Here is a 22,702-nt window from a genome sequence, read left to right as displayed (position 1 = left end):
AATTAGGTCTGCTTCTTCGTAATGGTTTTTTGTAGAGGGAAAGACAAGCTAGGCCAGACTTTTAGTCTGGCGAGTTTATCTTCAAAACCTCCTCAATAGTTTACTACTAAAACAAAGGTAGAATGAAAAAAGGGGGAGCCGCTTGATGGTCATCAGCGAAAAACATGACAATTGTCATGCTTTTTAGCCATAGAAGTCTGCCTCGTGCAGAAGTTTATCAGTATCCAATACTTTGATTTTCTTTCCTTCTAAAGCAATCAACTTATCGGACTTAAATTCTGAAAGCAAGCGAATTACGGTTTCAGTAGCCGTACCCACAATATTGGCCAAATCTTCACGGCTTAAAACAATGTCAATGGTGTTACTGCCCTCGCCTTCCATGCCGTAAGTTTCTTTCAACATAAGAATGGTAGCAGCTAATCTTTCACGAACAGACTTCTGAGCCAGTTGTGCCATTTTTTCTTCCATTACTCCCAACTCATGGCAAACCGCTTTCATTAGTTTTCTAAAGAAAGAAGGGTTAGAATTAAGAATGGTAAGAAAATCACTTTTAGGAATAAAGCAGATGGCAGCAGGTTCAATTACTGTGGCAGAGGCGCCATAAAATTCTTCGCTAAGCAAAGATCGGTAACCCAAAAAATCACCAGGTTTGGCTATAAAAAGGATTTGTTCCTTTCCGTTAGAACCCATTTTGTACACCTTCACTTTTCCATTATTGATACAAAAAACCCCCATTGGCCTTGTACCTTCATAAAATAAGGTTTGTCCTTTTTTGTAGGTAACACAGGATTTGTGTTGGCTCAAAACTTCAAGTTCTCCTTGTTGAAGATCGTTGAAGTGTGAACTTCCTCTGGTTTGACAAAACATACATTGGAGATCGATACGGGAGTTTTTGGCTGACATAGATGAAAAATGACTAGTATGTATTAAAGTTAATAAAGGAATCCTGCAATACCAATCACTGTGGAAAATCTACACAAGTAATTGTCCTATTCCGAAAAGGATAACGAAAATTAGCGTAGAAAGTGCCATTTGTTTCAAATAAGGATCGATCTCAGCCGCAGTGGTGTGCTGAAAAACAGCTTTTGCATTCTTAATCAAAAGAGGCAGAGCTAAGAGCATCAGCAACTGTGGATAGCCATGAAAATTATAAGCCACATAAACTGCTGCAGCCAAATAACCCACGCTGAGTAAAGCCCAATGATAAACCACCGCTTTTTGTCTCCCAAGCCTTACGGGAATAGAAAGTTTACCTGCCTCTTTATCAGATTCTATATCCCTAATATTGTTCACGTTCAATACGGCCACCGAAAATAGACCTACAGAAATGGCCGGAAGCACGTAATTCCAATTAATGCTCTGTTCGTATAGGTAGGCACTGCCCATAACAGCTACAAAGCCAAAGAAAATCAGCACACTAATATCGCCCAAACCTGCATAGCCATAAGGTCTACTACCTGCAGTATAAGTTATGGCTGCAATAACACAAAGCACACCCAAACCCGTGAAGAACCAAAACACTTGAGGATCCCAGCCAAAGGCTAAGTAAACCAAACCTATTCCAGAAGCTAGAGAAAGAATCGCAAAAACGATCATGGCATTTCGCATAGCCGTTTTGGAAATAACACCCGATTGAACGGCTCTTGAAGGGCCAACGCGATTCACACTATCTGCTCCATGAACAGAATCTCCATAATCATTGGCCAAGTTGGAAAGGACTTGCAGAAATATGGTGGTTAAGGCGCAAAGTGCGAAAACCCGACCTTTAAAATTCCCGGAGGCGGCAGCCAAAAAAGCGCCCATGCCTATGCTAGCAAGGGCCAATGGCAAAGTTCTAAGCCTAAAAGCCTTGATCCAATGCTTCATTTCAGATTATAATTTATTGGTAATGGACTCGTCCATTGGATTTACAGAAGAAGGGAAAAAGCCAATTACCTTTCCTTTTTCATCGATCAAATATTTGCAGAAATTCCAATTTGGAACTTGCCCCGCTTGCTCTTGTAACCAAGAATATAAAGCGTGACGATCGCTACCTACCACAGATATTTTCTCAAACATCTGAAAACTGACTCCGAATTTGGAAGTGCAAAACTCTTGAATAGCCAAGTTAGTACCGGGTTCTTGCCCACCAAAATTGTTAGCAGGGAAACCCAAAACAGCTACTTTGTCTCCAAATTTTTCGTGTAGGTTTTGCAGGTCTTCATATTGAGGGGTGAACCCACATTCAGAAGCTACATTTACAACCAAAACTTTTTTGCCTTTGAACTGATCGAAGGAAATCTCTTTTCCATCAATCCCCTTCATTTTAAAATCGTAAAAACTCATTTCTTTTTGGTCTTGAAAAATCCCTAATATGAAAAGTATTGAAAGCAGCCACTTCATAATTACATTCTTTCAGGCACGTGAATTCCTAAAAGTCCCATGCAAACTTTTATGGTTTGAGCCGCTAAAGCCGAAATTGCCACTCTGAATTTACGCTTCTCAAGGTCATCCTCATTGAAGATAGAAACCTCGGCATAAAAACGGTTATACTCCTTCGCAATGTCGTAAACGTATTGCGCAATAACAGCCGGAGAATAATCATTAGCTGCCAAACTCAATTTATCAGCATATTGGCTAATTGCATAAATCAGCTCCTTTTCAGTCTCATGAAGTTCTGAAATTTGGCTGTAATCTATAGCTGACATTTCTATGCCCAATTGCGTTGCCTTGCGCAAAATAGCGCTGATTCTCGCATGGGTATATTGAATAAATGGCCCTGTGTTTCCTTGAAATTCGATTGATTCTTCAGGATTAAAGAGCATTCTCTTGCGAGGATCCACTTTTAGCAAGAAGTATTTGATGGCGCCTAAGCCCAAAGTCTCGTATAATTCCACAGCTTGTTCGTCCGTAAAACCTTCGATTTTACCCAATTCCTGAGTTCTTTCTTTGGCGGTATCGGCCATTTGCTGAATCAAGTCATCGGCATCCACAACAGTTCCTTCTCTCGATTTCATTTTCCCTGAAGGAAGATCGACCATTCCGTAAGAAAGATGATAACAGGCTTGTGCCCAGCTATATCCAAGTTTTTTCAGAATTAAGAAGAGCACCTTGAAATGGTATTCTTGCTCGTTTCCTACTGTATAAATCAATTGAGAAAGGTTCGGATAATCTTCGTAGCGCATAATGGCCGTTCCAATATCCTAAGTCATGTATACTGAAGTACCATCCTTTCTAAGCAGAAGTTTTTCGTCTAGGCCTTCATCTGTTAGGTCAACCCAAACCGAACCATCTTCTTTTTTAAAGAAAACGCCCTTTTCAAGCCCTTCCATTACTCTATCGCGACCGATTAGGTAAGTGTCGCTTTCGTAATAGAGTTTATCAAAATCCACTCCCATTCTCTGGTAAGTAGCATCGAAACCTTTGTAAACCCAACCGTTCATTTTTTCCCAAAGGGCATAAACTTCCGGGTCTTTTTCTTCCCATTTCTTCAGCATGGATTGAGCTTCTAGCAAAATAGGAGCTTGCTTTTCAGCTTCTTCCTTTTCCATGCCCTGATCAACCAACTGGCCTATTTCTTCTTTATAAGCCCTATCGAAGGCTACATAGTATTTACCTACTAAATGGTCGCCTTTGATACCCGAGCTTTCTGGGGTTTCTCCTTCACCGAACTTGAGCCAAGCCAGCATGGATTTACAAATGTGAATTCCACGATCGTTGATGATCTGTACTTTCACTACTTCATTTCCCGCAGCTTCTAGAATTCTAGAAACCGAATTCCCTAAGAAGTTATTTCTAAGGTGCCCTAGGTGAAGCGGCTTGTTGGTGTTAGGCGATGAATATTCAACGACAACCGTTTTTCCTGTTCCTGGAATTTGGAATACAGGCGACTGACTTACATCATTTCCGTTAAAAATCTTCTCGAAAAGCCCAACCTGAGAACCTTCGGAAAGCACTAGATTCAAAAATCCTTTTACTACATTAAAGTCAGCTACTTCGGCCAAATTGGCTTTCAAGTATTCGCCAAGCGCTTCAGCAGTTTCTTCAGGTTTTAGTTTGCTAATTCTTCCGTAAGGGAATGTCACAAAGGTATAAGTACCGGCAAATTCTTTACGCGTGGGCTGCAGAGCAATATCTTCTTCAGTGATAGTATGGCTGTACAGTTCCGCAAAGGCAGCGGCAATTCCTTGTTTTATTTTTAACTCCATGCTTAGAAATTCTCGATCAACGACCGTGTAGTAGCCTCCAGAATATCGAAGGCATTGTTGGCCATTTTGTTTTCGGTGTCCAAAGTTGGGTTAACCTCCACTATTTCCCAACAACAAACGCGCTTATCTTTAATCAATTCAATATTTAGGTCCATAGCCTGCGCTTTGGAAAGGCCTTCTGGCACTGGTGTTCCTGTTCCTGTGGAAACGGTGACATCCAAACTGTCTACATCGAAGGAAATGTAAATTTGGTCGCATTCGCTTAAAGTTGCCAATGCTTCTTGAGCCACTTTTTCAATGCCTTTTTCGGTAACTTCAGAAGTTGTGAAATTCTTAATTCCGTATTTTTCAATCAAATGATCTTCTGGAGATTCGGTATCACGAACGCCAATAAAAACCACATCTGAAGGATTGATTTTTGGCCCACGCATCCCTATTTGCTTAATGTGTTCCCAAAGTGCTTCGGTTTCTTCTTCCACATCATTTTGTTCACACTCATCATTATCCAAAGCCGAAGCCATGGCCAATGGCATGCCGTGCATGTTGCCTGAAGGTGTGGTATATGGAGAATGGAAGTCCGCATGCGCATCTATCCAAATCACTCCCAAGCGTTTCTCCGGATCTGCTTTTTTGATGCCCGCAATGGTTCCAGCAGCCGTAGAATGATCTCCAGCCAAAACAATAGGAAAAAGACCTTCAGAACGAAGGTCATAAATTGTATCGCAAACTCTTTTTAAAACCGTGTATACGCCATCTCCATATTTTGCAAAAGGAAATTTGGGCTCGGTAAAAAGCCTTTCGTTTTCGTGTTTTACCCTTATGGGTTGAAAACGCAAAAAGAAATCAGAGTGCCTGCCTAAACTAGCTACCTTCATGGCATCAATACCCAAGCTGGCTCCGCGGGTTCCGGCAGCCAATTCAGACCTCACCTCAACCAAGCGAATCTTTCTCATATCAATCTATTTGATCACCAACCCAATACGTAAGCAAAAATTAGTGGCGCTACAATGGTAGCGTCAGATTCGACAATGAATTTCGGAGTTGTAATATCCAACTTACCCCAAGTGATTTTTTCGTTTGGAACGGCTCCTGAATACGAACCGTAACTGGTTGTGGAGTCAGAAATTTGGCAGAAGTAGCTCCAGAAAGGAATGTCTTCCATTTCCATATCTTGATATAACATGGGCACCACACAAATTGGGAAATCGCCTGCAATTCCTCCTCCAATTTGGAAGAATCCAACGCCTTTTCCTTCGCAGTTTTTGGTATACCAATCAGCCAAGAAAGTCATGTATTCAATACCTGACTTCATAGTGCTAGGCTTCAATTGGCCTTTAATGCAGTAAGAAGCAAAGATGTTACCCATGGTAGAATCCTCCCAACCCGGTACTACAATAGGAATATTTTTTTCTGCAGCAGCTAACATCCAGCTGTTCGCAGGGTCTATTTCGTAATGTTCTTCCAAATCGCCAGAAAGCAACATTTTGTACATGTATTCATGAGGGAAGAATCTTTCGCCAGCGTCTTCCGCTCCTTTCCATTGTTTGAAAATATTAGACTGCAATCTTCTGAAAGCTTCTTCTTCCGGAATACAAGTATCCGTTACTCGGTTCAAACCTTTCTCAAGCAAATCCCACTCATCTTGAGGGGTAAGATCTCTGTAGTTTGGAACTCTCTTGTAGTGAGAATGCGCTACAAGATTCATGATATCTTCTTCCAAGTTGGCACCAGTACATGAAATAATCGCCACTTTATCTTGGCGAATCATTTCGGCAAAAGATTTACCTAGCTCAGCAGTACTCATAGCTCCCGCCAAGGTAACCATCATTTTTCCGCCTTCGGCTAAATGTGCATTGTAGCCTTTTGCGGCATCGACCAAACTGGCAGCATTAAAATGCAGATAATGCTTTTCTATAAAATCGGATATCGGTTTTTGAGACATAATTCTATTTTTTTCCTCCATTCTAAATACCCTTTTCGGGTAAAAGAACATGACGCAATTTGCTAAAAATCGTTCACTATTTCATTACTCCTATCTAAACTCTAATCCCCCTACAATGTTACAAGAGTAAAAGCATTCTAAAATCGCAATTCAGCAAAGAGAAAAAACAGGCTTTAACAATTCAAAAACACTGATTTTGTGTAAAAAATCAACAAATAAAAATCAGCATGTTTTGATTGCCGTTTAATTGTCTTTTACTTTGAGTGCTTGCCTAAAAAGTTTTGCCCATCTGTGCACTTTTTAAAGCAAGGAAATTTCTAATATTGCGGCCTTTTAATTTTTGAAAAATCTTAGATGAAAAGCTATTTCGACCTTATAGACCAAACCTTTGAATTTCCTACCAAAGAGTTCAAGGTTAATGGCAAATATCTTGAGTTTCATGACATCCCTTTAAAGGATATAATTAAAGAACACGGAACACCGTTAAGGTTGACCTACCTTCCTAAGATTTCGCAAAACATTCAGAACGCTAAAAAGTGGTTCGAAAGCGCCATTAAAAAGCATAAGTACAACGGCACATACACGTATTGCTACTGCACAAAGTCTTCGCACTTTAGCTTTGTTTTGGATGAAACCATTAAGAATGGTTGCCAAATTGAGACCTCATCCGCTTTCGACATTCCGATTGTTCGCAGCCTTCATAAAAAAGGAAAAATCGACAAAGACATTTTGGTGATTTGCAATGGTTTTAAAAGACCATTATACACGCAATATATCAGCGAGTTGATTAACGATGGCTTCGAAAATTGCATTCCGATTCTCGATAACATGAACGAATTGGATGTGTACAAAGAAAATATCGAAGGGCCATTTAAAGTTGGTATTCGCGTAGCGGCCGATGAAGAACCTAACTTCGAATTCTATACATCTCGCTTAGGCATTCGCTATGGCGATATTACGCAGTATTATAAAGACCATATTGAAGGCAGCAACGCCAGCTTAAAAATGTTGCACTTCTTTATTAATACAGGCATTAAGGACACCGCTTATTACTGGAGTGAATTGAGCCGCTTTATGTACAAATATTGCGAGCTGAAGAAAATTTGCCCAACCTTGGACACCGTAGATATTGGAGGCGGATTCCCTATCAAAACTTCTCTTACGTTTGAGTACGACTACGAGTATATGGTTGATCAAATCGTGGAGAACATTCAGTGGATTTGTAACAAAAGCAATGTTCCGGTTCCAAACATCATTACAGAATTCGGAAGCTTTACCGTAGGCGAAAGTGGTGCGTTTATTTACTCAATCTTAGATCAAAAACTTCAGAACGATAAAGAGCTTTGGTATATGATTGACGGCTCTTTTATTACACATCTACCTGACGCTTGGGGCTTGAATCAAAAATACATTCTCCTTGCCATCAACAAATGGGATCATCCTTTCCACAGGGTGAATATGGGAGGTTTAACCTGCGACAGCATGGATTATTACAATTCCGAAGCTCATACTTCAGAAGTGTTTATGCCGCTGATTGAAGAAGATGAAAATCTATATGTAGGCTTCTTCCACACAGGCGCGTATCAAGAATCTTTGGGTGGTTACGGAGGAATTCAGCACTGCCTGATTCCTGCGCCTAAGCACGTATTGATTGACCATGATGAAAACGGCAAACTTAGAAGTCGTGTATTTGCCGAAGAGCAAGTAGAAGAAAGCATGCTGAAAACACTCGGTTATTAAAAGACCAAAAACGAGATATGAGAGCCCAGTTCTTTACGGAACTGGGCTTTTTTATTTTCTAAAAAACACAATTGAGGAAACAGATTACTTTTTCTAACATTAGCTTTTTGGTTTTTTGAATTTGCAATAATTCAAGACATCCCTAACTTTAATAAATCAAAAACCAAAACAACATGAAAAAAATCATTCTCTTCTCGCTAGTCGCCTTACTCTCTAGCTCCCTCTGCTTTTCTCAAGAATTCGATAAAATTAATCCATATGGAGAACATGGCTCAAATTGGGCACTTGTTGAAAAGGATAACAAACAAGGTTTTATTGATCGCGATGGACAAATTGTTGTGGCTCCTATTTATGATAAAATTGAGAGTTTTGGGCTTCACGGAGTAACCTGGGCAATGGTAAAGCTAAAGGGAAAATATGGGTTTATTGATCGTAATGGTGAAGAGGTTGTTAAACCTGTGTTCGATAAAATAGAAAGCTTTGGCCAAGAAGGAATTACCTGGGCAAAAGTATCTTACAAAGGTAAATATGGATTTATTGACCGAAATGGACGTGAAATTGTGCGCCCTGTTTATGATAGAATCGAAAGCTTCGGCAGAGAGGGCGTAACCTGGGCAAAAGTAAAAGACCAAGGAAAGTACGGATTTATCGACCGGAATGGTACTGAAATCGTAAGCCCTATTTATGACAAAATCTATGCCTTCGGAATCGATGGCGTGACTTGGGCGAAGGTGAATTCACGAGGAAAGTACGGTTATATAGATCGCAACGGAACGGAGATTGTAAAACCAGTTTATGATAGAATCGACAGCTTTGGAAAGGAAGGTGTAACCTGGGCTAAAGTTACTTTCAAAGGGAAGTATGGCTTTATTGATAGAAACGGGAAAGAGGTAGTTAAACCGATTTATGATAAAATTTATGCGTTTGGAGCTGATGGAGTGCCTTACGCCAAGGTGATGAGAAAAGGCAAATACGGTTATATCGACAGAAACGGACAACCGGTTTCTCATTCTCCCAAAAGAGCAGACACCAAATAGTTTCTCACCAATTTATTAAAAAGAATCCTTTGCTAGAGATTATAGCAAAGGGTTCTTTTTTTCTAACCTTTAACTTCCTGAGGGTTATCGAGAAAAGCCAAAATAGCTGAATACACCAAATCTAGTTCTTCATTAGAAATTGTATAAGGAGGAATAATATACAGTACGTTCCCCAGAGGACGCAACAAAACTCCTTTACCGATGAAATAAGGATATAAATAATGCCTTGCTTCGTTGAAATAGGATGTGTCCTTTTCAGTGTTCATATCAAAAGCCAGAATAGTCCCCATTAACCTTGGGTTTCTTACCATTTCGTGCTTTTCAATCTGCTCAAGAAACTCTGAATGTTTAGCCTCAATACGCTTTCGGTTTTCTTCACATTCTTCGGTTATGAGTAAATCCATAGAAGCATTGGCCGCAGCGCAAGCAATAGGATTTGCCGTAAAAGAATGTCCATGGAAGAAAGTTTTCATGAGGTCGTTGTAGCGGTAAGCCTCCTGGATTTTATCTGTGCATGTGGTTACGCCCATCGCCATACTTCCGCCCGTAAGCCCTTTAGAAAGGCAAAAAATATCGGGCTTATGAACTAAACGATCGCAAGCAAAAAGGCTACCCGTTCTACCAAAACCAGTCATTACCTCATCTGCTATACAAATCACATCATGTTGCTGAGCCAAGGCTATCATTCTATCCAGCAAAGCTGCGCTGTACATGCGCATACCGGAAGCTCCTTGAACCAAGGGTTCGAATATAAATGCCGCAACATCACCTTCTTCAACCCAATTTTTAAACTGCTGATAAACTTGTTCTTCCTTTTCGACTTCGGGAAAATCAATGAAACAAACATCGAAAAGATAAGGATCGAAAGGCTCGGTAAATGGCCCTCTTTCCCCCACCGACATGGCTCCAAAGGTATCGCCATGATATGAACCATCTATGGCGATGATTTTTCGCTTCTCTATTTTCTGATTATAGAAATATTGAAATGCCATTTTTATAGCGACTTCCGTAGCCGTACTCCCATTATCGGAATAGAATACTTTCGCCTGATTGTCAGGTAAAATCTCAAGAATTCTTTCTGCTAAACGAATGGCGGGTTCGTGAGTAAAGCCAGCAAAAATCACATGCTCCAAATTCAGAGCCTGTTCCGAAACTGCTTTTGCTATAAGCGGATGGCTATGACCATGGAGATTTACCCACCACGAAGAAATAGCATCCAATATTTTACCATGATTTGTATGTAAATAAACACCCTCAGCTTTTTCCACCATAAGTGGACTTTCCATTCCCTTTAATGGTGTAAAAGGGTGCCAAATCGACTTTTCATCCCTACTTATCCAATCACTCATTCCAGTTCTTCAATAATTCTTCTGCCCAATATTCAACCACTTCCTTATTCACTAAACCCAATTTGGGCAGCCTCAACAACACTTTATAGCCTGAATGTAGTTCTATAATTTCTTCGCTCTCCGGATTTGAAGGCCCATTAAAAATGATACCCTTCACTTTAACATTTTCTTGCTGTAAATAATGTACTGTTAGAAGCGTGTGATTAATGCTTCCCAAATATAAATCGGCCACCAGAATAACCTCTGCATTAAGTTCTCCTGCAATGTCAATCACAAAATCATCATCATTTAAAGGCACCAGAATGCCTCCTGCGCCTTCAATCACTAAGTCATTTTCGGTTTGTACTTGCCCCAATTCGCTTAAATCAATTTGGATACCTTCAGCACGAGCGGCCGCATGAGGTGAAGCTGGCATTTTCAATTGATAAGCTTCCTGATGAAAGACACTCTGAGAATTTGAAACCAGCGATTTTACGGCTTCTGTATCGGTTGGAGTTCCCGCTTGAATGGGTTTCCAATAATCCGCTTTTAGGGCCTCGGTAAGAATAGCCGAAACCAGCGTTTTACCACTGTCGGTACCAATGGCAGTCACAAAATAGTTCATAGCGCAAAGCTATAAACGAAAGTTAAGACACGAAAGGAAAGCGCCTTTGTCCTACTTCAATAAGTTTATTTCTGAGGTCATCAAACTTCATTGGTTTGATCATATAATCATTCATGCCTATCTCGGTGGCATTCCTAACATCCTCTTCAAATGCATTGGCCGAAACTCCGATAATATAGGGGTCATCTTTGAGTTTAAGTGCCCGAATCTGCTTTGTAGCCTCCACCCCATCCATTACTGGCATTTGGATATCCATAAGAATGAGGTCGTACGAAGTGGTTTTCATCATATTCAGCACTTCCATTCCTGTTCGGGCAATATCAGGCACAAAACCCATTTTCTCCAACACAAGCGATGTCAGTTTACTGTTGATTTTATTATCCTCGGCCATGAGGATTTTCAATGGGTATTTATCCGAAATAACATTTTCTAGCGGACTTTCCTTCACGCTCTGCTCCTTACCTTCTCCTTCTTTAATATGTTTTTCTGCCGAGCTTGTGGCTAGTTTCACCTTAATATTGAAAGTAAAAACTGAACCTTTTCCTACTTCACTTTCAACAGAAACATTGCCTTTGAGCAGCTTCACCAGGTTTTTAACAATGGCCAAACCCAAGCCGCTTCCTCCAAATTTTCTCGAATGGGAAGAATCTACTTGAGTAAATTCCTTAAATAAACCTCGCAGCTTTTCCTTTGGAATGCCAATGCCCGTATCTTGAATTTTAAACTGAATATTAGCCGTTTTTGGCTTTAATTCAATCAGCGAAACTTTGATGGAAATGAATCCCTTTTCAGTGAATTTAACGGCATTGGAAACTAGATTCACAAGAATTTGGCGCAACCTCGTTCTATCCGTACAAACCATGGTTGGCACATCTTTATCTAAATAAAGATTGATGCCTACCTTCTTCTCCCGAGCCTCATAAGCCACTAAACCCAGCGTTTCATCTACCACCTTTTTCAAGGCAAACACAGAATCTTCTAACGGCAGCTTACCCGACTCTATTTTAGAAAAATCGAGAATATCGTTGATAATACGCAGAAGCGTATCCCCACTCACCTTAATGGTTTCCACGTAATCCCGCTGTTCAGGCGTCAACAGAGTTTCTTCCAACAGGTTGGTCATACCGATTACTCCATTCATAGGCGTTCGAATTTCATGGCTCATGGTAGCCAAGAAGTTACTTTTAGCCAAATTAGCCGCTTCTGCTGCTTCTTTAGCTACGCGAAGCCCATCTTCCAATTGCTTTTGAGCGGTAATGTCACGCATCATCAGCAAAAGCCTGTTTTCAGCCAATTTCACAAAACGCCCTTCCAGAAAATAATGCTTCTTTTCTTGAGAAAGCTGAAATTCCACTGTTTGGAGATCATCAGTGCTGTGTGCCTTTTTCAGGCCTTCACAAAGCGGTTTACTGGCATTTTGAGGGAAAACTTGCTCTATATTCTTCCCAATAATTCCTTCATCGCGAATCAGACGAACAGAATCTGATTTATCTTGAAAATCAATGAAATTTCCAGAGCCATCCAACATAAACATGGTATCAGGAATAGCGCTGAGAATAAGGTGCTGCTCTTTTTCAAACTGCTTTATCTCCAATTCAGCATTATAAATCCCAGTAATGTTGCGAGCAATTCCAGTAATGGTTTGAATATTACCTTCATCATCTACATCGGGTCTTTCAAAAACCTCGAGCATGTGGCGTGTTCCATTGGCATCGGCCACTTCAACAAAATAGGGATCTAAAACGGTGGTTTTCCCAGAAAAGAAGTCTTTGATTTTCCTGACCACTTCTTGGTTAATCGGATTGTCAGTATGGAGCTGCTTGTAGCTAATCGGCCCAACCGTTGGGTCATAACCCAAAATACGCTTTACATTGGGCGAAGCGTAAACAAAGTCTCCCTTAGCATTATAGGTGTATAAAAAATCGGAGGTATAATTAAGAAAGAGCCCTAGTTTTAGCTCGTCTTCTTTTTGGTTTGCTTCTAATGAAAGGGCTTTATAATGAAGCGCTTGCTTTTCTTTGGAAGAGCGGGATAGCAAAACTGCTAAAACTACGACAGCCAATAAAAGAATTATAAAAATGACCAGAACGTCAATTGTAAACATAAAAAAGTCAGTCGTTAGTTGATTTACGCTAGAACATTAGCACAAAAATAACAAACTACTGACATATTCCATGCTATCATTGAAATCTTCTTTCAAGGCATAGCTTTGCCCAATGATTTCATCATGTCTTCGAAACGTTCCATTGCTTCGTTGATAAACTCATCATTTAGGATTTCATCAATCTCTTCTTCCAGAACATCTAATTCACTGACTTTAAAAGTCTGTTCAAAACCACCGTTTTCTAATTTAATGAGATACTTTCCATTCCATGAAAAAACGGTGATTTTACATTCTGAATGAGGAATTTCTTTTACAATCCTCATGGTCTTTCAATCACAAATTTGTGGTCCATTTCACAATTTAAAGTACCCGCCACAGAGCAATATTTGGTAGCCGCTAAATGTCCCATTTTCTCGAACTCTTCTTGAGTTACATCGGGAGAATTCACCGTAAAAGTGAGCGTAATATGCGTGAATGCCTTTGGATGCTCTTCTCTTCTGGTTCCGTCAGCCACTACGGTAAGATCATTCACCGTTTTCTTTCTTTTCTTCAGCATTTGAACCAAATCAACAGAAGCACAGGCCGAAAGTGCTGAAAGCAACAATTGAGTTGGTGACATATGTTTTTTATCCTGAGGATCGAGCATGTCGATATCTAAAACATTGCCCTGTTCGTTCACCGACTGGAACTCAAAATCATCCTTGAACGTGGTAGTTACTATCATATTGTGTAAAGATTTGCGATTGCAAAATTAATTCAATTAAGCGGTTAACCACACAATATGAGCTTTAGTTTCTTGGTTCTTGCTATTAACCAACCCAAAGAAACAATGCACAAACGCTTTAGTATTCTTATGATGATTCTTTTAGGAAGCATCATTGTTCAGGGATGCGGAGATGGCGATTCGGAGCGACCAACTCTGAATGTGAAGATTGAAAATCAGTTTGTCAATTTGCCATCGAACGTATCCGTTTTTTTTCAAGTAACCGACCAATCCGGAAACGGAAAAGCAGGTTTAACCGAAAGTGATTTCAACATTTATGAAAACGGAAGTTTGGTTTCAGAATATGAAGCCACACGTAAAATCCAACCCAACGAAAAGGTTTTCGATTACAACATTATGCTCCTACTCGATTTGAGCGGCAGTGTATTGAGCAGTGAAAATCTAGGCTCTCTCAAGACGGCAGCAAAAAGTTTTATCGATGAAGTAGTTCCTTCGGAAGGAAGTCCTTCGGCCGGAGCTATTAAAGTTGAAATTTGGTGGTTCGATGGAAGTGAAAACATCAAACTTCTGCAACCCGTAACTTCACAATCTGCTACGCTTAAAACCGCGATTGACGGCATTAATCCATCCATGAGTTCTGACAATTCGACTAACCTTTATGGGGCCGTAATTCAAAGTGTAGACATTGCCAGCCAAAGGTTGAAGCAAACCAGAGATCTGGATGAAATTGGCTCGAATGCCGTTGTGATTTTTACTGACGGAACCGATCAGGCCAATAGAAACTCGAAAGGACAAGCCTTAGATGCTGTAAAAAAAGCAGATCAAGACATCTCATTCTACACCATAGGTTTGGGAGGTGAAATTGATGAAAAGGTTTTAAGAGAAATCGGGAAAACCAGTTTTGTATCTGCAGTGAATATTGGAGAGCTACTAGACAAATTCAAGGAAATTGGTGATTTGATTAACGGCAAAGCAAATAGCTATTATCTTCTGGAATATTGCTCGCCAAAAAGGTCAGGAAATAATCAACTCACCATTGAAGTGGTTCTAGGCAGCTTAACAGGCAAAGCCAACACCATTTTTGATGCTTCAGATTTTAACGGAAGCTGTAATCTTCAATAGGAAAAAATCAAAAAGTTGGAACACAAAAAAGGAGGGCATAAAAGTCCTCCTTCTTTATATGTTTTAAATCGAGTGATTATTTAATCACGCCCAATTCTTTTCCAACCTCAGTAAAAGCATTGATGGCTTTATCCAAATGATGTTTGTCGTGGCCTGCAGACACTTGAACACGAATTCTAGCTTGGCCTTTAGGAACCACCGGGTAAAAGAAGCCAATCACATAAATTCCTCTTTCCAAAAGCGCATCGGCCATTTTCTGCGCAAGCTTAGCATCATATAACATTACAGGCACAATAGCATGCTCACCTGGTTTAATATCAAAACCAGCTTCAGTCATTTTGCTTCGGAAGTATTTCGTTTTCTCTTCCAGTTTATCTCTCAACTCGGTAGTTTCAGAAAGCATGTCGAAAACTGCAATGGAAGCTCCCACAATAGATGGCGCCAAAGTGTTAGAGAACAAGTATGGTCTTGAACGCTGACGAAGGATTTCGATGATCTCTTTTTTACCAGAGGTAAACCCTCCAGAAGCCCCGCCTAACGCTTTCCCTAAAGTACCCGTGATAATATCCACTTTGTCCATACAATTGCGGAATTCATGAACACCACGACCTGTTTTACCCATAAATCCTGTTGAATGGCATTCATCGGTCATTACCAAGGCATTGTATTTGTCGGCCAATTCACAGATTTTATCAAGCTGGGCAATGGTTCCGTCCATTGAAAAGACACCATCTGTTACAATGATTTTGTTTTTCGCTCCTTTTTCATCCGCAGCTTTCAACTGAGCCTCTAGGTCATCCATATTGTTATGCTCATAACGGAAACGCATGGCTTTACAAAGACGCACACCGTCAATAATAGAAGCATGATTTAAGGCATCGGAAATAATAGCGTCTTCAGCACCTAAAATAGGCTCGAAAACACCACCATTTGCATCGAAAGCAGCTGCGTAAAGAATAGTATCTTCTGTACCCAAGAATTCAGAAATCTTCTCTTCCAAGGTTTTGTGAATATCCTGAGTTCCGCAAATAAACCTTACGGAAGACATTCCAAAGCCGTGAGTATCGATGGCCGCTTTAGCAGCCTCCACCACTTTAGGGTGAGAAGAAAGGCCTAAGTAATTATTTGCGCAAAAGTTTATCACTTCTTTTCCTTCAGCAGTTTTAATATCTGCTGCCTGAGGTGTGGTGATAATTCTTTCTTTTTTATAAAGTCCGGCTTCTTTGATTTCTTCTAGTTCAGCCTGAAGTTTGGGTTTTAAGGTTTCGAACATGTTAGTCTGTTTTGGGTTTGGGTCTCATCATCACTTTTGGCCGAGCAGCAGTCTTTTTGGTTTCCTCTATCTCTACATTTTCCTTCAAAGGAAATTTGCGCCTAACGGGATTAATGAGATTTAATTTTTGAGCTGTAAAGCTATTGGGGTGCATTTGGTCGTAAAGAATTTTCCACTGTGCCCATTGATTTGGCTCAGCTTTTAAAAAAGCAGAGCTATCAATTTTTTTATCGGTTAAATAAGTTTCAAACTCCTTTATTTCCATAGCTCCACAAATATAAAAAAAGTACTTACCTAACGGCCATTAGCTTAGGCAAACGTTTTTCTTATTCTTGGCTTTGCGTATAATTGCACCAAATTTAAATCTGAGCATTTCCAAAGTGTTCATTTAATAGAAAGAGACAAAATAGAAGCGAATGGCAAGAGTATTGATAATTGGGGCAAGCGGACAATTGGGGTCGGAATTAACTTTGGCTTTAGGAGAAGTTTTTGGTAACCAAAACATTATCGCTTCTGATATTTCTTCTCCGAATCCAAACATTGCAAGTTTTGCATTTGAAAAACTGGATGTAATGAACGCTTCTCAGCTTGCTGAAATCGTAGACAAGCACCAAATCACTCAGATTTATCATTTAGCAGCTATTCTTTCTGCGCGAGGCGAAAGCAATCCTCAATGGGCTTGGAACTTGAATATGACAGGCCTTTTGAATGTTTTGGAAGTAGCCCGTGAAAAGAAAATCGACAAAGTATATTGGCCTAGCTCAATCGCTGTTTTTGGCCCAAACACTCCTTTGGATAACACCCCACAATTCTGCGAGAAAGACCCTAATACGGTTTACGGCATCAGCAAATTGGCCGGAGAAAGATGGTGTGAATACTATTTCGAAAAATACGGATTGGACGTTCGCAGCATCCGTTACCCAGGCTTGATTGGCTACAAATCGCTACCTGGTGGAGGCACTACAGACTATGCGGTAGACATTTACCACAAAGCTTTAAACAAAGAGCATTTTACTTGCTTTTTGAAAGAAGGCACTGCATTACCTATGATGTACATGCCTGATGCTATTAAAGCCACAATCGACCTTATGGAAGCTCCTGCTGAGCAGGTAAAAGTAAGATCGAGCTATAATCTTGGCGGCATTAGCTTTACGCCTGAAGAAATTGCAGCTTCAATTCAAAAACAAATTCCTGATTTTACAATCAGCTACCAACCAGATTTTAGACAAGCCATTGCCGATAGCTGGCCAAACAGCATTGACGACAGTCATGCACAACAAGATTGGGGATGGAAACATGAGTACGATTTGGATGCAATGACAGAAGACATTTTAAAAAATCTTCCATCGGTAATAGAAAGCTTCAAGCCCAAGGCTTAAAATCAGAAATCAAGTTTGGCCCAAAGTCTCTTAGATTTAGCATCTAAGAGATATACCCATCTATTATTTCCATTCTGGCCTTTAGCTATTAAAAGTTCATTTTTTGTGGGGAGTTCGTTTTTGGATAAAAGGAAAGAACCTTTAAACAAACTCTCTACTTCTCCAGACTTTACTGACTCAAATTGAGATAGGTTCATGTTTTTCTTCAAGTTATAAACTGCAACCCGAACTCCAGAATTCTGATCACAATAACAGCTGACAAATTCTACCGGGGGAATATCTATACCTGAGTGCCATTCATAACTATCAATCACAAATTGATTGCAGCCATTAGAATTTGATATAGCTCTTGAAGCGACAACAAAGGACACCAGAATCAGGACACCGAGAAACACAAGAATTAATGAAGATTTACGAGGCATTGATTTATTAATTTTACATGATGCAAAACGGCCTTCTTTAATTCCTCTCTCACTACCACAATAGCCAATTGCTAAATGTGATTAAAAAAAACCACACACATATTTACTTAAAAAAAGTAAGAACCAAAAGCCAAACTCAACCAAATAGCAACACTTTTTATTTAAATAAAAATAAATTATATCACTTAAACTCTTTCAGTCCGATTCCAACTTCTGTGCATCTTTTTGTGACTAATCGTCTAGAAAGACATAAAAAATGAGAACAATAGCGGCAATTCTTTTCCTTCCTTTTCTACTGAGCGGATGTAATGAAGAAGAAAATTCTTCAACCAAAAGAGAATTCTTTAAGCAAACTGATTTAGAGTTTATGAATCACGGTAATTCAGAAGAAGACATTAAAGTCCCCACTATTGAAAGTGGAGAAAATTTGGTGTTTCGTTATACTCTTGTTCACCCCGAAGAGAAAAACATTGCGGATGATGAGCTTACCGAATATTTCTATTTCGAAATACCATCAGACGAGGACTCATTCCATTTTTCATCAACCGATATTCCCTCTAACGAAAGCATTCCTGCAGCATATCAACGCGTGTGTTTCTGCTTTTTCGGCAACTTCAATATAAAATCGGCCAATATTTCCGCAGAGAAAAAAAGTGATAAACAATGGAAAGTCAGCTTTGAAGCCACTTTCAAAACGGAGCACGAAGAAATTTTAATTCAGGATACGGGAGTTTATACGTTGTCGAGCCTGTAAGATTTCTCCATCAAACAAAAACCCCGCATCCTTAAAAGCAGGTGCGGGGTTTTCTATTAATCAAGATTAGATTTTTTTATTCTCCTTGGCTTAAAGAGTAACCTCTTTCTCCATCGAAGTTATATAAATGCTCTGTTTTGATGAATTCAAAACCTTCTGCGCTTATTTTCTGAAGCAATTCTATAATATCTGCGTTGGTTGGTTCTGTACCTTCCACTTGCATAAATCTACATCTCCAATGGTCTGATTTGAAGATTTCGTCCATTCCATTCGGATATACAACAACACCACGGTTAGAAACCTGACTCAATTTTAATTTATCGGTAGATGCATTTTTCGCCAAACGATCTCCAATTTCATTAGCATCGCGGCTCTCACCTCTCCAATCGATGAAAACATCAATTCCTACTAAATCCTTCTTCTTAGCTGGTTTCTCAGGAACATTTACTTCGATTTTAACATCAGGATTGTACTCAACAGCTTTCAGTTTTTCAGGTCTTTGACCTAATCTTTCGATTACTGCATCTGCGAATTCTTTGGTTCCAACTTTCTTCACACTTCTGTTTGCACGATAAACATCAGCAGTGTGAATGCCATCTTCCAAAGTTTTCAACCAAGCATTTTGAATCAATTCAGCTTTATCGGCCAAGCCCAACTGAACAAGCATCATAAAAGCACCATTTAATAAACCTGAAGGGTTTGCAATATTTTGACCTGCAATATCAGGAGCAGAACCATGGATAGCTTCGAACATAGCATGGCTAGAGCCAATGTTAGCCGAACCAGCCATTCCTACAGAACCTGCAACTTCAGCTGCAATATCAGAGATGATGTCTCCGTAAAGGTTTAGTGTTACCACTACATCCAAAAACTCAGGACGAGCAGCTACTACGGCAGACCCAATATCGATAATCCAATGGTCCGACTGAATATCTGGATATTCCAACTTCACCTCATTAAAGATTCTGTGGAACATTCCGTCAGTATGCTTCATGATATTATCCTTGGTCATACAAGTCACTTTTTTGCGACCGTAAGCCCTGGCATATTCGAAAGCATAACGAATGATTTTTTCTGAACCAGGCTCTGAAATCAACTTCAAAGTTTGAACAACTTCACTGGTTTGTTGATGCTCAATACCTGCATAAAGATCTTCCTCGTTTTCACGTACAATCACTACATCCATGTGAGGGAAGTGAGAAGGCACGTATGGAGGATAAGCTCTAAAAGGTCTAACATTAGCAAAAAGACCTAGCGACTTGCGGATGGTCACGTTCAAGCTTTTATAACCACCACCTTGAGGAGTAGTGATCGGAGCTTTCAATAAAACTTTGTTGTTTCGGAGTGTATCCCATGATTCTGGGCTAATTCCCGACTTGTGGCCAGACTTATAAACCTTCTCCCCGATTTCGATTACATCATACTCCAACCCCACGTTGGCCGCATTCATAATCCTAAGCGTGGCGTCCATAATCTCTGGGCCTATACCATCGCCATGCGCGACTGTTATTCTTTTTTGAGCTATCATAATGGCTTGAACACTTGGTTTTCTAGAATGACCGCAAAGGTATTAAAGGAAGGCCTGAAAAGGAATTAATTACCAATTTTCTGCTGAACAAACCTCAAACGGTCAATATCTTAATGCAACTGGTCGAACTGCTTTTTGGTTTTGCTGCATTGCTGTTATCTTTGAGGCTTACTCAGCTAAGCAATGAATTCTTATCAAAATATAAAATTCGAAAACATTAACGGTGTGGCTCACCTCACCATCAACAGACCCGATAAGTTGAACGCACTCAACATCAGCACTGTAGATGAAATAGGAGAAGCCTTTCAGGAAATTTATGACGACACTGAGATCAAGGCTGTCATCATTACTGGTGAAGGCGAAAAAGCCTTTGTAGCTGGTGCGGATATTTCTGAAATTGCCGAACTAACCGAAGTTAATTCACGAAAATTTTCTGAAAAAGGACAAGAAGTTTTCGCTAGCATAGAAAATTGCCACAAGCCTGTAATTGCCATAGTTAATGGTTTTGCGCTTGGCGGAGGATGCGAATTAGCCATGGCATGCCACATGAGAATTGCCACTGAAAACGCAAAATTCGGTCTACCTGAAGTAAACCTGGGCATTATCCCTGGCTTTGGCGGAACACAACGATTGACACAATTGGTCGGAAAAGGCAAAGCTTTTGAATTGGCCATGTCTGGCGATATGGTTAAAGCCGAAAATGCATTAACCTTGGGATTGGTAAATCACGTAACTGAAGACAAGGCTACAGCTCAGGCTAAAGCGGAAGAAATTCTTGGTAAAATATTGACCAAGGCACCTTTAGCCGTTGGAATGGTAATAGATTGTGTAAATGCTGTTTACAACGAAGAAGTTGACGGCTACCAAATGGAAGCGAATAGTTTCGCTACTTGTGTTAAAACCGAAGATTTTAAAGAAGGAACTCAAGCTTTTCTTGAAAAAAGAAGACCTAACTTTAAAGGAGAATAGAGCAAAATTTATCCATGCTCAAAACCTAAAAGTCTGTAGCTTCGCTTAATGAGTCAAATCAAAAAACTGGCTGGGCAAACGGCCTATTACGGCATCAGTAGCATCTTAGGAAGAGTGCTCAATTTCGCATTGGTTCCCTTCTATACAAGGGTTTTACCTGAAGATGAATATGGCGTAGTAATCTATTTATATGGTGTCGCAGCATTTCTGAACATTATATATACATATGGGCTCGAAACTTCCTTTTTTAGGTTTACTTCCAAAAGCAAATCTATTGATGCGTATCATTATACATCAACAGCAATTTTGCTAACAAGCACAATACTTTCAGGAATTCTGTTTTTTGGAGCACCTTACTTTGCAAGCTTCACTCCTGCCCAATCGCACCCTGAATACATTCGATACTTAGCAGCCATTGTATTCATTGATGCCATTGTAGCGATTCCCTTTGCAAAACTGAGGTTGGATGAGAGACCTATCAAATTTGCAGCGATTAGGCTGTCTGTTATTGCTATTACAATTCTACTGAACAGCATTTTCTTACTTGCTTTTCCAAAAATTGCAGAAGGTGAATTTCTTAGTGCACTTCAGCCAATGGTCAACAAAATCTACAATCCTGACAAAGGAGTTGGATATATTTTCTTGGCTAACCTAATCGCCAATACGTTTTACATTCCTTTTCTGCTCAAGGAGTTTACTCAAATTAGATTAAAACTAAAATGGAGTGCTTTTAAACCGATTTTGGCATACGGCTTACCCATTTTCTTTATGGGTTTGGCTGCCATGTTCAACGATCAAGGTTATACCATTCTCTTCAATTTTTTATTTGACGATCCCGAAACAAAAATCGGTGTTTACGGTAGTGCCTTTAAGCTAAGTGTTTTGATGATGTTGGGTATTCAAGCATTTAGATATGCGGGGGAACCTTTCTTTTTTTCGCATGCTGAAAACAAAGAATCACCCCAGCTCTTCGCTAAAGTAATGCACTACTTCGTCATCTTTAATATTATTATTATGCTAGGCATTGCGGTGAATATTGAATTGATCGCAGATGTTTTTTTAGGAAGGCCAGGGTACAAAGAAGCACTTTACGTTCTCCCCGTTCTGTTGATTTCGAAATTACTTTTTGGGATTTATGTTAACCTGAGCGTCTGGTTTAAAATTAAAGACAAAACCATTTACGGGACCTATTTCGCCAGCATTGGAGCCATCATCACACTAGTTGGGCATTTGTGGCTGGTTACCAATCCGAAAATCGGATACTACGGAAGTGCCATTTCGGCCGTTGCTTGTTATGCTGTTATGTGTGTTTTGTGCTACACTACGGGAAGAAAGCACTTCAAAGTGCCTTATGATTTCAAAAAGCTGGGGCTTTACTTGATAATTGCATTGGCCGTTATTTACATTTCAAATTTGGTTACCCTTGAAAATGCATGGACACAATACACCGTTGACGCATTGGTAACTTTAGCTTTTGTTGGCCTTATGTACCTTTTTGAAGGGAGTAATTTCAAATACAAAACCGTTCAAAAAAGCCATTGATGAATTTATTGTGAAACTCATCAGAA

The 22,702-nt window shown here is 39.9% G+C and carries 21 protein-coding genes and 1 pseudogene; 7 read left to right on the top strand and 15 right to left on the bottom strand.

From position 1 onward, the window contains the following. Positions 1–183: 183 nt before the first annotated feature. The 6 genes and pseudogenes from ACXACJ_RS02300 to ACXACJ_RS02275 all read right to left on the bottom strand — a co-directional run bounded on the left by ACXACJ_RS02300 (position 184) and on the right by ACXACJ_RS02275 (position 6,129). Complete coding sequence (locus ACXACJ_RS02300; RefSeq protein WP_475132647.1) at positions 184–903, bottom strand: Crp/Fnr family transcriptional regulator; 720 nt, start codon at positions 901–903, stop codon at positions 184–186. 69 nt (positions 904–972) lie between these two features. Next, positions 973–1,866, bottom strand: coding sequence for a 1,4-dihydroxy-2-naphthoate polyprenyltransferase (locus tag ACXACJ_RS02295; RefSeq protein WP_475132646.1), 894 nt, complete (start codon positions 1,864–1,866; stop codon positions 973–975). 6 nt (positions 1,867–1,872) lie between these two features. After that, positions 1,873–2,382 (bottom strand): glutathione peroxidase, encoded by a 510-nt coding sequence (locus ACXACJ_RS02290; RefSeq protein WP_475132645.1) that lies wholly within the window; start codon positions 2,380–2,382, stop codon positions 1,873–1,875. Between the two features lie 2 nt (positions 2,383–2,384). Next, positions 2,385–4,187, bottom strand: a pseudogene (gene argS, locus ACXACJ_RS02285) (arginine--tRNA ligase). A gap of 2 nt (positions 4,188–4,189) precedes the next feature. After that, positions 4,190–5,140, bottom strand: a complete 951-nt coding sequence (locus tag ACXACJ_RS02280) for an arginase (RefSeq protein ID WP_475132644.1) — start codon at positions 5,138–5,140, stop codon at positions 4,190–4,192. Positions 5,141–5,154: 14 nt separating this feature from the next. Continuing rightward, a complete protein-coding gene (locus tag ACXACJ_RS02275; RefSeq protein WP_475135065.1) occupies positions 5,155–6,129 on the bottom strand; it encodes a deoxyhypusine synthase family protein in 975 nt (324 codons plus the stop codon). Between the two features lie 354 nt (positions 6,130–6,483). Between ACXACJ_RS02275 and ACXACJ_RS02270 the strand changes: the two genes are divergently transcribed. Both ACXACJ_RS02270 and ACXACJ_RS02265 read left to right on the top strand, forming a co-directional pair. Continuing rightward, on the top strand, positions 6,484–7,869 hold the full coding sequence (locus ACXACJ_RS02270) for a type III PLP-dependent enzyme domain-containing protein (protein WP_475132643.1): 1,386 nt from the start codon (positions 6,484–6,486) through the stop codon (positions 7,867–7,869). 173 nt (positions 7,870–8,042) lie between these two features. Continuing rightward, entirely contained in the window at positions 8,043–8,906 is an 864-nt protein-coding gene (locus tag ACXACJ_RS02265; RefSeq protein ID WP_475132642.1) for a WG repeat-containing protein, read from the top strand. A 62-nt stretch (positions 8,907–8,968) separates the two neighbouring features. On the opposite strand, the gene bioA is transcribed toward ACXACJ_RS02265, so the two are convergent. The 5 genes from bioA to ACXACJ_RS02240 form a co-directional block, all read right to left on the bottom strand. Further along, positions 8,969–10,255, bottom strand: coding sequence for an adenosylmethionine--8-amino-7-oxononanoate transaminase (gene bioA / locus ACXACJ_RS02260; RefSeq protein WP_475132641.1), 1,287 nt, complete (start codon positions 10,253–10,255; stop codon positions 8,969–8,971). Beyond that, positions 10,248–10,859: a dethiobiotin synthase gene (bioD, locus tag ACXACJ_RS02255; protein WP_475132640.1), complete on the bottom strand. Its 612-nt coding sequence runs from the start codon at positions 10,857–10,859 to the stop codon at positions 10,248–10,250. Before bioD ends, bioA begins: the two co-directional genes overlap by 8 nt. 22 nt (positions 10,860–10,881) lie before the next feature. Next, entirely contained in the window at positions 10,882–12,963 is a 2,082-nt protein-coding gene (locus tag ACXACJ_RS02250) for an ATP-binding protein (protein ID WP_475132639.1), read from the bottom strand. 92 nt (positions 12,964–13,055) lie between these two features. Further along, complete coding sequence (locus ACXACJ_RS02245; protein ID WP_475132638.1) at positions 13,056–13,286, bottom strand: hypothetical protein; 231 nt, start codon at positions 13,284–13,286, stop codon at positions 13,056–13,058. Then, on the bottom strand, positions 13,283–13,687 hold the full coding sequence (locus tag ACXACJ_RS02240) for an OsmC family protein (protein WP_475132637.1): 405 nt from the start codon (positions 13,685–13,687) through the stop codon (positions 13,283–13,285). The genes ACXACJ_RS02245 and ACXACJ_RS02240 overlap by 4 nt, the downstream gene beginning before the upstream one ends. A gap of 57 nt (positions 13,688–13,744) precedes the next feature. On the opposite strand from ACXACJ_RS02240, the gene ACXACJ_RS02235 reads away from it, so the two are divergent. Then, positions 13,745–14,809: a vWA domain-containing protein gene (locus ACXACJ_RS02235; RefSeq protein ID WP_475132636.1), complete on the top strand. Its 1,065-nt coding sequence runs from the start codon at positions 13,745–13,747 to the stop codon at positions 14,807–14,809. A 76-nt stretch (positions 14,810–14,885) separates the two neighbouring features. Here ACXACJ_RS02235 and kbl read toward each other — a convergent pair whose 3' ends face one another. Both kbl and ACXACJ_RS02225 read right to left on the bottom strand, forming a co-directional pair. Next, positions 14,886–16,082, bottom strand: a complete 1,197-nt coding sequence (kbl, locus tag ACXACJ_RS02230; RefSeq protein WP_475132635.1) for a glycine C-acetyltransferase — start codon at positions 16,080–16,082, stop codon at positions 14,886–14,888. Between the two features lies 1 nt (position 16,083). After that, positions 16,084–16,347 (bottom strand): hypothetical protein, encoded by a 264-nt coding sequence (locus ACXACJ_RS02225; protein WP_475132634.1) that lies wholly within the window; start codon positions 16,345–16,347, stop codon positions 16,084–16,086. Positions 16,348–16,498: 151 nt separating this feature from the next. Here ACXACJ_RS02225 and ACXACJ_RS02220 point away from each other — a divergent pair, with 151 nt between their 5' ends. Then, positions 16,499–17,461, top strand: coding sequence for an NAD-dependent epimerase/dehydratase family protein (locus ACXACJ_RS02220; protein ID WP_475132633.1), 963 nt, complete (start codon positions 16,499–16,501; stop codon positions 17,459–17,461). 2 nt (positions 17,462–17,463) lie between these two features. Here ACXACJ_RS02220 and ACXACJ_RS02215 read toward each other — a convergent pair whose 3' ends face one another. Beyond that, on the bottom strand, positions 17,464–17,883 hold the full coding sequence (locus ACXACJ_RS02215; protein ID WP_475132632.1) for a hypothetical protein: 420 nt from the start codon (positions 17,881–17,883) through the stop codon (positions 17,464–17,466). Positions 17,884–18,139: 256 nt separating this feature from the next. On the opposite strand from ACXACJ_RS02215, the gene ACXACJ_RS02210 reads away from it, so the two are divergent. Continuing rightward, complete coding sequence (locus tag ACXACJ_RS02210) at positions 18,140–18,637, top strand: hypothetical protein (protein ID WP_475132631.1); 498 nt, start codon at positions 18,140–18,142, stop codon at positions 18,635–18,637. A 76-nt stretch (positions 18,638–18,713) separates the two neighbouring features. On the opposite strand, the gene ACXACJ_RS02205 is transcribed toward ACXACJ_RS02210, so the two are convergent. Further along, on the bottom strand, positions 18,714–20,165 hold the full coding sequence (locus ACXACJ_RS02205) for an NADP-dependent isocitrate dehydrogenase (protein ID WP_475132630.1): 1,452 nt from the start codon (positions 20,163–20,165) through the stop codon (positions 18,714–18,716). 183 nt (positions 20,166–20,348) lie between these two features. Here ACXACJ_RS02205 and ACXACJ_RS02200 point away from each other — a divergent pair, with 183 nt between their 5' ends. Next, positions 20,349–21,134, top strand: a complete 786-nt coding sequence (locus ACXACJ_RS02200; protein WP_475132629.1) for an enoyl-CoA hydratase/isomerase family protein — start codon at positions 20,349–20,351, stop codon at positions 21,132–21,134. Between the two features lie 48 nt (positions 21,135–21,182). Then, entirely contained in the window at positions 21,183–22,676 is a 1,494-nt protein-coding gene (locus ACXACJ_RS02195; protein ID WP_475132628.1) for a lipopolysaccharide biosynthesis protein, read from the top strand. Positions 22,677–22,702: the final 26 nt, after the last annotated feature.

It is taken from the genome of Roseivirga sp. AWQ4_251 (assembly GCF_056158225.1).
This window is presented reverse-complemented; position numbering and strand designations above follow the sequence as displayed.